Source organism: Vibrio sp. 10N.261.54.A5 (genome assembly GCF_041471145.1).
Taxonomy (GTDB): Bacteria; Pseudomonadota; Gammaproteobacteria; order Enterobacterales; family Vibrionaceae; genus Vibrio; species Vibrio crassostreae_C.
In genome coordinates this window covers 1-12,520 of record NZ_JBFRNU010000054.1, presented here as the reverse complement: position 1 = coordinate 12,520, position 12,520 = coordinate 1, and the positions used below count along the sequence as shown (strand labels likewise).

Annotated in this window: 8 protein-coding genes and 1 pseudogene; 2 read left to right on the top strand and 7 right to left on the bottom strand. The window is 44.9% G+C overall.

Annotated elements, in window-relative coordinates:
* Nucleotides 1–62 precede the first annotated feature (62 nt).
* On the top strand, nt 63–1,100 hold the full coding sequence (locus AB4329_RS16145) for a hypothetical protein (protein ID WP_372138749.1): 1,038 nt from the start codon (nt 63–65) through the stop codon (nt 1,098–1,100).
* A gap of 95 nt (nt 1,101–1,195) precedes the next feature.
* On the opposite strand, the gene pheT is transcribed toward AB4329_RS16145, so the two are convergent.
* From pheT to AB4329_RS16110, 7 genes are all read right to left on the bottom strand, one after another.
* Nucleotides 1,196–3,583 (bottom strand): phenylalanine--tRNA ligase subunit beta, encoded by a 2,388-nt coding sequence (gene pheT, locus AB4329_RS16140; protein ID WP_372138747.1) that lies wholly within the window; start codon nt 3,581–3,583, stop codon nt 1,196–1,198.
* 18 nt (nt 3,584–3,601) lie between these two features.
* A complete protein-coding gene (pheS, locus tag AB4329_RS16135) occupies nt 3,602–4,585 on the bottom strand; it encodes a phenylalanine--tRNA ligase subunit alpha (RefSeq protein WP_004734764.1) in 984 nt (327 codons plus the stop codon).
* Nucleotides 4,586–4,803: 218 nt separating this feature from the next.
* Nucleotides 4,804–5,913, bottom strand: a complete 1,110-nt coding sequence (locus AB4329_RS16130; protein ID WP_029235308.1) for a GGDEF domain-containing protein — start codon at nt 5,911–5,913, stop codon at nt 4,804–4,806.
* Between the two features lie 203 nt (nt 5,914–6,116).
* Nucleotides 6,117–7,349 carry a hypothetical protein gene (locus tag AB4329_RS16125; protein WP_372138746.1) on the bottom strand — a complete coding sequence of 411 codons (1,233 nt, stop codon included), beginning with the start codon at nt 7,347–7,349 and terminating at the stop codon, nt 6,117–6,119.
* Nucleotides 7,350–7,358: 9 nt separating this feature from the next.
* Nucleotides 7,359–8,165: an outer membrane lipoprotein-sorting protein gene (locus AB4329_RS16120; RefSeq protein ID WP_136974813.1), complete on the bottom strand. Its 807-nt coding sequence runs from the start codon at nt 8,163–8,165 to the stop codon at nt 7,359–7,361.
* A gap of 44 nt (nt 8,166–8,209) precedes the next feature.
* Nucleotides 8,210–10,672, bottom strand: a complete 2,463-nt coding sequence (locus AB4329_RS16115) for an RND family transporter (protein ID WP_372138744.1) — start codon at nt 10,670–10,672, stop codon at nt 8,210–8,212.
* Nucleotides 10,673–10,843: 171 nt separating this feature from the next.
* Complete coding sequence (locus tag AB4329_RS16110) at nt 10,844–11,629, bottom strand: TetR/AcrR family transcriptional regulator (protein ID WP_004741595.1); 786 nt, start codon at nt 11,627–11,629, stop codon at nt 10,844–10,846.
* Nucleotides 11,630–12,174: 545 nt separating this feature from the next.
* Between AB4329_RS16110 and AB4329_RS16105 the strand changes: the two are divergent.
* Nucleotides 12,175–12,520: pseudogene (locus tag AB4329_RS16105) on the top strand (hypothetical protein); the annotation flags it as partial.

The window sequence follows — 12,520 nt, the reverse complement described above, 5'->3', positions numbered from 1 at the left end:
TGATAAGTTGAATGAAATATTATCTAGTAATCCTGAACTATTTAGAGCTATAAGAAAAAGTCATGATAAAGATTAATTTAGAAAAAAAGATAGCCGAATCTAATTACACGATCTCTACATTTAGAAGTGAATACTTAAAGTCGATTAGAGATTGTAAGTTAACTATTATCACAGGTAAAAACACCGCACTAAAAGACAGGTTTGGCCTATACCCAGGGAAAGACAATGCGGAACTACTCGTAATAAAATCAAATATAAAAAACCAATTGACAATAGATGAGGTATTTTATGAGTGTTATAAAAATAATCTTACACTCCGCCAATTCATAGACCGCAAATTTAACCACAGCCCTATTAGAAATAAACTAGGCGCTAAATCAATAGTTAATACTATAATACTATCCTCTCCTGAAAAATTAGAAGAATATTGTACAACAATACCAACACCTGACCCCATAAAAGACTTAATATACAATATATTCAACTATGATAAATTTGGTAAATATAACACTTCGCCTAAAAAAACCATGAGGGATGTTATAGCATCACTAAATTTTAAAGTATGTGTTTATTGCAATCGAAACTACACATCTAACTTTTCCGACAAACATAAAGCCCATCCCACCTTTACTTTGGATCATTTCTATCAAAAAGACATACACCCTTTATTTGCTTTGTCTGTTTATAACTTAATACCTTCATGTTCTGTTTGTAACACTACGATAAAAGGGAGCCGTAATTTAGAGCACTATAAAAATCCATATTCAAAAACATATCGATTCCATGAGTTATCTAAATTTAAGCTTTACCCTAACTTTAAAGTAAACCTTGAATCAACTAGTCAAGGTTGTCGTCAGTACATTAAAGATTTCAAAATAAACGAGATATATCAATGCCATGATAAAGAAGTTAAAGATATCGTAATAAAGGGTCAAAAATTTAATCGTCATGTAATCCAAAACATAGCTGAATTTACCGGCGACTCTCCTGAAAAAATTAAAGATGTTATATTCGGTTCCTACCGAACTAGTCTTGAGATAGGTGAAGAATCCTTAGCTAAATTAAAATATGACCTTGTCCGGGAGTTAGGGATATATTAAGAATATTTAATTGTAATTTTTCAGTCATCGAATACAACAAAAACAAAAAAGGCCTCGCAATGCGAGGCCTTTGGTTTTCTATCTATCAGAAGAGATTAGTCGCGAAGTGCTGCGCCGAATTTCTCTGAGATTGAAGCTACGATAGCATCTACTGAACCAGCGATGTCTGCATCTTCAAGTGTGCGCTCTACAGACTGTAGGCTAAGTGCGATTGCTAGGCTCTTCTTACCTTCTTCAACGCCTTGACCAACGTATACGTCGAACAGTTTAGCGCCTGTTAGGAATTCGCCACCAGCAGCGATACACGCTTCTACGATGTCGCCAGAAGCAACTGCTTCGTCAACAACAACGGCGATATCACGACGGTTTGCAGGGAACTTAGATACGGCTACTGCTTCTGGAAGCACGCGAGTGTTGATAGCTGCCCATTCGATTTCGAATACGATAGTGCGGCCGTTAAGACCAAACTTACGCTCTAGTTCTGGGTGAACAGTACCAATGATACCCACTTCTTTGCCGTCTACTACGATAGCCGCAGTTTGACCTGGGTGAAGTGCTGGGTGCTTAGCTGCTTTGAAGCTGTATGCGATTTCGTTTGCAGAAAGCTCAAGAACTGCTTCTAGGTCGCCTTTCAGGTCGAAGAAGTCAACAGTGTTAGTTGCAATGTCCCAGTGCTCTTCGCCACGAGTACCAGAGATAACGCCCGCAAGCATCATTTCTTGGCGCATGCCGTTTTCAGCAGTTGCTTCAGGGATGAAACGTAGGCCTGATTCGAATAGACGAACGCGAGACTGTTGACGCTTCTGGTTGTGAACAACTGTGTTTAGTAGACCTTGGATTAGGCCAAGACGCATTGCTGACATATCCGCAGAGATTGGGAATGGCAGGATTAGCGGCTCAACACCAGGTACAACAAGTTTTTGCTGTTCTGGTTCTACGAAGCTGTATGTGATTGCTTCGTGGTAGCCACGGTCTACAAGAAGGTCACGAACGCGCTTAAGCGGTTGGTTAGCTTCTTTGTGGTCATTCATTTTAAGTGCCGCTTTAGGCGCTTGGTTTGGAATGTTATCGTAACCGTAGATACGACCTACTTCTTCAATTAGGTCTTGCTCGATTGCGATATCAAAACGCCAAGATGGAGACGTTGCCGTCCAACCAGCATCAGTGCTTTCAACTTCACAACCTAGGCGAGTAAGAATTTCCACTACGTCTGTAGATGGGATTTCGTGACCTAGTAGGCTATCTAGCTTAGCGCGACGTAGAGCAACTACGTTTGCTTTAGGAAGATCAGCTTCAGATTCGCTGCCGTTTACTGGCGCAACTTCACCACCGCAGATTTCAACTAAAAGCTGTGTTGCACGCTCCATTGCTGCTGCTTGAAGTGTTGAATCAACACCACGTTCGAAACGTAGAGAAGAATCTGTGTGAAGGCCGTAAGCACGTGCGCGACCACGGATGTGATCCGGTGCGAAGAATGCAGCTTCAAGAAGTACGTCTGTTGTTTCAGTCGTAACACCTGAATCTTGACCGCCAAAGATACCAGCGATTGCTAGTGCTTTGTTTTGGTCAGCGATAACAAGTGTGTTGCTGTTTAGTTCAGCTTCGTTGCCATCTAGAAGTGTTAGCTTTTCGCCCTGCTCTGCTAGACGAACCACGATACCGCCTTCGATCTTAGCGAGATCAAATGCGTGCATTGGTTGGCCTTGCTCTAGCATCACGTAGTTTGTGATGTCTACAACTGGGTCGATTGAACGGATACCACAACGACGCAGTTTTTCTTGCATCCAGATTGGAGATTCCGCTTTCACGTTTACGTTCTTAACCACACGGCCAAGGTAACGTGGACAAGCATCAGTTGCTTTGATTTCAACAGATACTGTGTCTTCAATGCTTGTTGCAACAGCTTCAACTGTTGGCTCTGTAACGTCTGCGCGGTTTAGTACGCCAACTTCACGAGCAAGGCCACGGATGCTGAAGCAGTCTGCGCGGTTTGCTGTTAGGTCTACGTCGATAGTTACGTCGTTAAGCTCAAGAAGCTCACGTACGTCCATACCTAGCGTTGTGCCTTCAGGCAGCTCAAGGATGCCGTCAGACTCTACGTCGATACCTAGCTCAGAGAAAGAACAAAGCATGCCGTGCGATGGAACGCCACGTAGTTTTGCTTTCTTGATTTTGAAGTTACCAGGCAGTACTGCGCCAACTGTTGCTACTGCTACAGTTAGGCCAAGACGACAGTTAGATGCACCACATACGATGTCTAACAGCTCTTCTTCGCCGATATCAATTTTAGTTACTTGTAGTTTGTCTGCGTCTGGGTGCTGACCGCACTCAACCACTTTACCTACTTTAACGCCGGTGAATTCACCAGCAACAGGTTCTACATCGTCAACTTCCAAACCAGCCATAGTGATTTGGTGAGCTAGCTCTTCGCTGTTAATTGCAGGTTTAACCCACTCGCGTAGCCAAGATTCACTGAATTTCATAGTTTCGACTGCCCCGGATTACTTGAATTGTTTAAGGAAACGAAGGTCGTTCTCGAAGAACGCACGAAGGTCATTTACGCCGTAACGAAGCATCGTTAGACGCTCTACACCCATACCGAATGCAAAACCAGAGTATTTCTCAGGGTCGATGCCAACAGAGCGAAGTACGTTAGGGTGAACCATGCCACAGCCTAGAACTTCTAGCCATTTGCCATCTTTACGTTTCACGTCAACTTCAGCTGAAGGCTCTGTGAACGGGAAGAATGAAGGACGGAAACGCACTTCAACTTCTTCTTCAAAGAAGTTACAAAGGAAATCGTTAAGAATGCCTTTAAGTTGTGCAAAGTTTACGTTCTCATCAACTAACATACCTTCCACTTGGTGGAACATTGGCGTGTGAGTTTGATCGTAGTCGTTACGGTAAACACGACCCGGAGCAATGAAGCGGAAAGGCGGTTTGCCGTTTTCCATCGTACGAATTTGAACACCAGAAGTGTGCGTACGTAGCATTAGATCAGGGTTGAAGAAGAAAGTATCGTGATCAGTACGAGCTGGGTGATCGTCTGCGATGTTTAGTGCATCAAAGTTGTGGAATGCATCTTCTATCTCAGGGCCAGACTCAGTGCTAAAGCCAAGCTCACCAAAGAACTGTTCGATACGCTCAACTGTGCGAGTAACTGGGTGAAGACCACCGTTCTCAATGCGACGACCTGGTAGGCTCACATCGATAGTTTCTTCAGCTAGTTTCGCTTCAAGCTCTGCACGTTGTAGTGCGTCTTTGCGAGCTGCGATCGCTTGTTGAACAGCACCTTTCGCTTTGTTGATCTCTTGACCAGCAGTGCGACGCTCTTCAGGTGGAAGTTTACCTAGGCTTTGTAGTTGAAGAGTTAGTTCACCCTTCTTACCTAAATACTGAACTCGCACTTCATCAAGTGCGACTAACGAATCTGCTGTATCAATAGCAGTCGTTGCATTAGCAATGATCTCTTCTAGATGTTGCATCATTTCCTCATCTACCAGTTGGTAGTGTCCGTATCGGATGATTAGTTTTTTTAGATAGCTACACATAGTAATCAAACACGCAACCAATGCCAAATTGAATCGCTAAAAGAACAAGTTATTGCCTAAAAACACGGCAAATTTAACAGGATATTAATGAGGAGTAGGAAGAAGTGGAACAATTACAGGTTCCACTTCTTAATTTGGAAATGACCTGAAGGCTAGATCTGAATAGAACAAACGCTGTTCTTCCCTGCGTTTTTTGCTAAATAGACGGACTCATCCGCCGCTTTAATCAATTCGTTCATGGTTTCGAATTCTTGGGTCATTTCAGCGACACCGACACTAATACTGCCAATCCAAACTTGATGACTGGTTTCAACCTCTAATTCAGACACTTTCTGTCGAGCGGTTTCCGCGATGTACATCCCACCTTTAAGGTCGGTGTTTGGGCAAATAACCAAGAACTCATCGCCACCTAACCGGCAAACAATATCATCATTACGGAACGTGTTTTTCAGTTCACGCGAGAGGGTTTGTAGCACCAAGTCGCCTGCATCATGGCCGCTGGTGTCATTAATGCGCTTGAAGTGGTCGGCATCAATCATAATACACACTAAAGGCATGCCCAGTTCTTTGGAGTCTTGCCAATGCAGCGCTAACTGTTTAAAAGCACTACGACGGTTATGCAAATTAGTAAGAGAGTCGGTTAATGACAGTTCTTCAAGTCTCTTATTCGCTCGTTTTAATTCTGCCGTACGTTCCTCAACTTTATCTTCGAGTAACTGGTTGAAGCGTAACAACTGTTTGTTTCGTTCAGAGACTTGTTCAAACAGGCCGTTAAGCGCAGCCAACAGCGGGACAGTCGCAGAATCTTGCTGCTTTTCTTCCGCTTCAAAGGCTTGCAGAGGTGTCGCGCCCTCTTCTATCGCGGTCATTTGTCGCGCCATGTTTTGGTCGATGCCGAGGATGTGGTAAGCAAGCCAGTGGATCAATAAATCAAGTAACTGCCGTGCTGACGACTGATCTTCTTCCATGATGAAAGCTTGCATACTGTAGATATCTTGCATAAATACACGATGCACTTTGATATGCTCTTCAATGTGTCGCTCATACACACCGCAATCTCTCATCAAAGATTCTTCTTCTTTAAAGTGAAATTCGGCATAACATGTGAGATCGAGTAAAGCGACGTTTATGTCGTCGATAGAGATAGTGTTCTCTGACAACAGATTTCCGTAGTGGTTGATAATACCAACAAGATATTGATGCTGTTCATCTACAACACCAATGCCTGTTTCAAAGTTTTTATCCCAATTAAATGAATTCATAAATCCCTTAAGGCCGATACCACCAGCACGATTTACATGCATATTCGGAGGTTATAGATACTGAAAAAATATAACCATTTTACCTGTAGGTTTATTCGATTGTTTGATCCACTTTATAAAAAGACGACTTTGAACATTCTAAATATGGCTCATCTTAAATTTGAGACGTCCCCCCCCAACAGGAACGCCCCACGAAGCTAACATTAGAAATAATATTCCAACGCCATCTCAACAAAGTCATCCTTGCGTGCGAAGAACAACAAGTCCTCTGGGGTTTCATTCTCAAACAACCAAGCATTCAGTCGCCACTTGAGATTGTTGTTAATACGGCTCGATGCCTCTAGCTTGGCACTGTAGACATCACTGTTATCTAAGTCTTGAGTGATACCAGTAAGCACTTCGGTGCCGTCTTCATCGTTCAAAGCGAAACGTGCCCCAAGGAACACATCATTTTGGCCGATGGTTTGGGCATTGTTGCCTCGGCTGTCATACAGGTATTCAGCGATGAAGCCGATGTCCCAATACGATTCAAGCGCTCCAACCCAAGTGTATTCAAAGCCTGTGACTACGCCTGTGTGGTTGTCGTAGCTGTCGCGATAAATGCTTTCTAGCTTCCATAACCAGTCTCCGATAATGCCTTGCACATCCAATCCGAAGTGTTGCATTTGGGCGTAGTATGGCTTGAGTTGATTGCCTTCCACACGGTAATAAGGGTCGCGGTTTGTGCCACCTAAATAACTTAAACCGACATCCCAATCACCGTACATTTGGCTGTAACGCAATGCCACATCAACGTGTTTTTCTTCTCGTGAAGATTCGTAAAGCGCATCGTCCGATACTGGCACGGTTGGCCTTAATCGACCGTCTTCGCCTGCGAAGGTACGCTCACGAAAATACGGCAGTAACATGGCGTCTATGGTGCCCCACTCTTTTATCGAGGTGAAGTGCACCATAGGCTGACCTAACTTGGATTCGCCATCGACCGATTCAATGGCATCGGTCTGGTTTACCACATCCACTAAATGCGCCGATTCGGTTACGCCCCAAAATACCTTTCCAACACCCGCTCGCAGTTCGTAGTCGTCCCAGTAAGAGAGATACAAGGCTTCGCGAATATCACCATGAGTTCGTTCATCGTCTTCACTGTCTAGGCGATAAAACGGGGTGAAGGTAATGCTGCCGTTGCCCTCTTGTTGCTCCCAGTAAAACTCTGGCTGCAACACCAGTGAGCTTTGTCCTTTGTCTTGCCCTTGTAAGCCGTCGCTAAAGAACTGCCTATGTTCAAGGTTAACCTGCCCTGCTAGCTCCGGGGTGACCTGTTCTACGAACTCAGAGCTAAAGCCTGCCGCCACACAAGGCAACGACACCTGCATAAGCCCGACGGTCGCCGCCAAGGTTAAGGATAATTGGGTTCCTGTTGCCACAATCCTTTTCATATTCCTGCCTTATTTCGCACGTTTTAGTGTGTTCTTTTGGAAATCCTTGTCTTTAAGACCGGTCTGGAACACTAAATCTGTCGTGGTTAATACGGTGCTTTTGCCTGTTTGATGGTTTTGCATCGCCATGGTGTGTGCGCGCCAGTATTGGTTTAGGTACTGTTTGTAATCTTGGAACGATAGAGTTTTAAGCAGTGCGCCTTTGCGGTCGTAAAACTCAACTTTCATTGGGCGGTAGTGCTGTTGGTCTAGCCATACCTTTTGCATGGTGTAGCCTGAGTTTTTATCGGTCGGTACTTGCTCTAAAACAAAGGTGTCTACGCCTTCCAGTTTCGCGTCTTCAATGTAGTTGAAGGTGTACTTTTCAAGTTCAAACGAGCTTAAGTCCTCATACGCAAATTCACTGCCCATAAACGGGCCAGATTTGTTGCGTGAAGAGATGCGTTTTACACGCTTGAGTGCAGGAAGATACAACCACTGGTCATCGGATTTGGTGATGTGCGAATGGTTTAGGAAAGCCGTGCCTTTTACGTCGCGTGGTTCATCAAAAATGGTTAAGCCTTTGTCGCCATCGTCATCGACTTCCAAAGATTTCAATCGCATCAGACGTGTACTGCTTTCGCCCTGTTTGTTGCGAAGTAGCATCTCCATGGTCGCGACAGAATCGCCCCACCCCATATCGACGGCTTTGCGTTGTTCGGCAATTTCTAAGCCTTTCGCTGGGTCTGCTAATGCTGGGAAAGCGGCGAATGTGCTCAGTGCCAACGAGCTAACAGTAAGTAATGTAGTAGCGAATGTTTGTTTAACGCTTTTCATAAATATCTCCTTGAGTCAGCCCACCGCAGCAGGCCGACGTTTCCTTATTTGGTCGAAGTAGTCAGTTCGGCTGTCGATCTAGGCTGCGACTTGGTATCTGGCTTTGATTCGTGCTGAGTTTTAGCTGAATAGTGGGTCTGTTTGTCGAAGATCATCAGTAAGCTTGGTAGCAAGATGAAATCGACCACCAGCGCAATGAAAATCACAATCGCGCTGAGTAAGCCCATGTCGGAGTTGAGTCTGAAGCTCGACATCGCCAGTACAGAGAAACCGGCCACTAGCACAACAGTGGTGATCCACAAAGCGCGACCTACGGTGTGGAAAGCGTATCGAACCGCTTCTTCTGCTGATTTCCCTTCGATTCTTGCGCGCTGGTATTTACTCAAGAAGTGCACCGCATCATCAACCACGATACCCAACGTGAGCGTGACCACGACTGACAAACCGAGGTTGATTTCACCTGAGATAAGCGCCCATAAACCAAAGCCAATGATCGCAGGCGCAATGTTGGGCACTAGGCTGATCATGCCTAAGCGAACCGAGCGCAATGCAAAGATCATCAAGCCAGAGATAAGCACTAGGGTGATAGGCAAAGTTGATAGCATGCTCGCCATGTTGGTTTCGCCAATATGAGCAAACATCAGTGACGGGCTCGAAGCCACCACTTCATATTGCGGTGCATTGGCTGCAAACCATGAGTAAATGCGCTCTTCGAGTTCGACTAGCTCAACGCTGCCAAGGTTATCGACGGTGAGTACCATTTTGATCGATGATTTATCGACGTTGATCTGGTTGTTCAAGTCCAAGCCGTACGGCAGAGACATTTCGTAAAGCAGCAGATATTGCGCGGCAAGTTCACGGTTCAGCGGTAGCTTGTAGTAGCAGTCGTCGTCGGCATGCATATTCTTGTTCAAACGCATGTAAACATCAGAAAGCGTGGCGACATGGTCGGTTTCTGGTTGAACACGTAGCCACTCAGTAAAGTCACCAATCGCTTGCAAGAACACAGGATCAGCAATCGCTTGAGACTCGTTAGTTTTCACTGCGATACTGAGGGTTGTCATGCCGCTTACGGTCTCTTCCATGAAGTCGGCCGCTTGTCTGAATTCACTTGAGGTATCGAAATACTTCACCGATTCATCGTTGACTTTGTTGAGCGGAATTAACGCGGCAGCGCCAACAATCACTAGCGTAGAAATCGGCAGCAGTGCTTTACGGTTAGTTACGACAAAATCGCCCAGCTTATCCATGAAGGTGACTTTGTCTGCCGCCTTAGGGTTGGCAGGTAGGCGTTTGACTGGCAGCAGTTTTAGCAACGCTGGCAACATAGTCACAGACAAGAAGCACGCAATAAGTACACCCAGTGCCGACAAGTTACCGAAATCACGCAGCACTGGTGAGTCCGACATGTTCATCATCAGGAAACCAATCGCAGTGGTCACCGAGGTGATCAGAATCGGCATCGCATTGAGCTTGATGCTGTATTGAATGGCTTGTGCTTTCTCCATACCGCGCTGCATAGCTTGTCTCATGGTCACAATCACGTGAACACAATCGGCCACCGCCAAAGTTAAAACCAAGGTTGGCACATTCACGGTTGCGGTACTCAAGAACATCCCTGCCCAACCAGACAATCCCATGGTGGCAACAATCGAAGAGATGATCACAATGAGCGTCGCCACCACACTAAAGAACGAGCGCAGCATAAAGGTCAGGAACACCAGTACCACCAACAGCATCAAGGGAACGAGCGTTGAGCTGTCTTCTTGAGCCGAAGTCATAAATGCGTTGTTCATGGCTATGATGCCCGCTTTATGGAATTCGACATTAGGATACTGAGCTTGGTACTTGCCGATCATGGTATTGATTGCCGCAATCACCTCTTGCACTTCTGCGGTTTTGTCCACTTCTGGCAGTTGCACGGTGACGTTCACAATCGTCACATCGCCAGAGGCCGACACCAAGGCATTCTTAAGCAACGGCTCGTTAAGGGCGATCTGTTTTACTTTGGCGATGCGTTCTGGTGTGTGTTCGTACTCTTCATACAGCAAGTCTTCTACCAAAAGATCATCTTCAATGGCTTCGGTGTGCTGATAATTAGCAAGGGAATCGACACGGCTTGAATACGGGATCTGCCACGCATCAACCGTGAGATTTTGAATCAGGGTGAGAGTTTCAGGGGTGAAGACATTGCCATCTTCAGGTGCGACAACAATCGCAAGGTTGTCGGTTTTTGCAAAGGTGGTTTGGATTTCATCGAACGCCATCAACTGCTTGTTGGTGCCTTCGAAGAAGATGTTGTAGTCCCCTCTAAAGTAGAGGTTCTTAGCCCCTAATGCAGAGAGAATGATGATTGAAAACACCACCAGCAGAACGATAAACGAACGCTTGGTAGGTATTGAGTGCCAACTGTTTAGATCTGTGTTTGCGCTATCAGCATTAGGGTTATCTCGGTTTTGCTGATCGAACGTGGGCTTCTGGCTGTCATGTTTCATCACAGTCTCCATTTGTGACGATTCGTCATATTTGTGTCATAAAAAGCCAGCCGAAGCTGACAAAAGACACAATGCTTAGTCAAACACTCAAGAAAACAGCAACCACAGTCGGTCAGTCTCAAGTTTGTGACGAATCGTCAAAAATGGTTATTAATAAACCCACATGTGTGGGCTTAACGGAAGCTATCGACCTACAGACTCTAAGTAAGCGATCTCTTCACTGAACAGTTCTTGTTCTACACGACGCCAAGTTTTGCGGTAATCCCAGTCACTAGAAAGGGGCTGCCAATTTAGGCCGTCTAGAATCATGTTCGCGTTGTGTAATACTGAATACGGGTCTTGTAACCGCTTAATACAATGACTGTTTGATGCGTTCTGTGACAAGGCATTTGAACCAAATGCGATTGACCAGTTAGCAAAAACGATGGCATCTGAGCCAACGCCAGAAGAGAACTTTAGGTCACCCGCTTCTACCGCTTGGTTAACCATAGAGTCGCATTGTTCAATCACCAACTCTTCCAGTTCATTCATCTCGGCGACGCGTGCACTAGACGCTTTCTCTAGTACCCACGGGCTTTTAGCCATGATCGCACAGGTTGATAGTACCGGTTCCATGCGAGCATAGATTCGGTAAGCAACGTGCAATGCGACGATCTTTTCACGTGTGTTGCCTTCAAACTCTCCAGAGCGAGCAAACATCATTGCTTCTGTCTTGAGAGAGTGAATACATAACGCTAAAACGACGTCTTCTTTGCTGCAAAAGTGATTGTATATCGTACCTTTAGAATAAGAGCTCGCTGCCGTTAGCTTGTCCATCGTGAGGTTTCCGAACCCTTGTTCTCGAACCAGATCTTTTGCTAACAACATCAACTCTACTTCTCGGTCTGCAATAGACTGCTGCTTTTTAGACAACACGCCTTTGCAACCAAAGATACCTTGTTTATCGCCTTTACAACCAAAGCCAAACATAATTTTTTAGTCCGTATATGAGCTTAGCCGTTATCTAAGCTTCGCCAGTATTTAAAACACTCCTATCCAATATATTAACACGAATAGTAAATTCATGTAGTTAACCATTTTGTGACGCTTCGTCATTTCTGACTTATCGTCATAATAGCGCAAGTATTGATCATATCAAGGGGTTTTATAAATTAAATACATTTTGTGAATGGAAAGAGAATAAATGGGATATAGCTAAGAAAATCATCAATAGTTGACCTAAAGAGAAGACTTTAAAAGAAGACCTGTATTGTGACCAACAGAATGTGGACGCGAATTGGGCATTCTTAACCTAACAAAGAATGTAGGCACTTTAAGCTGCTATGCGTATTCATGCCCAATGATTCCTAGCTTAAACCACAAGAATGAATGACTGTAGGCTTACTTTATGGGGCAGACGTCTCCTTATGGTCAATATTTGGCTTACTAATGCCGTTTTCTGTTAAGTTGCTATAAATTCGGTAAGGGGTGACTTACAATAGTGACAACGACTTACCTTTTTTGAGAACACGATATTGAGCGCCAAATATTCTTATTTAGCTTGGCAAGTGAATACTTCTAGCCCTGCAGAAAAGCTGGTTTTATTGATGCTTGCAGACGGTGCTGACGAATTCGGCTACACCAATGTGTGCCTACAAACAGCAGGTCAACTTTGTGCTCTCTCTACGTTTGGTTTAGCCGACTGTCTTAAGTGTTTAGTCGACCAAGGTTTTCTCGATAAGGTAAAAGTAGATTATCGGGATAAAAAAGAGATTCACGTTTTCAAAATGCTCATTGAGCAAGAGCAAACTGCGGCGCACGTTGAGGTTCAACCGACCAATAGTATTCCGGTCTACTCTACGGCACCTGCACCTGCACCTG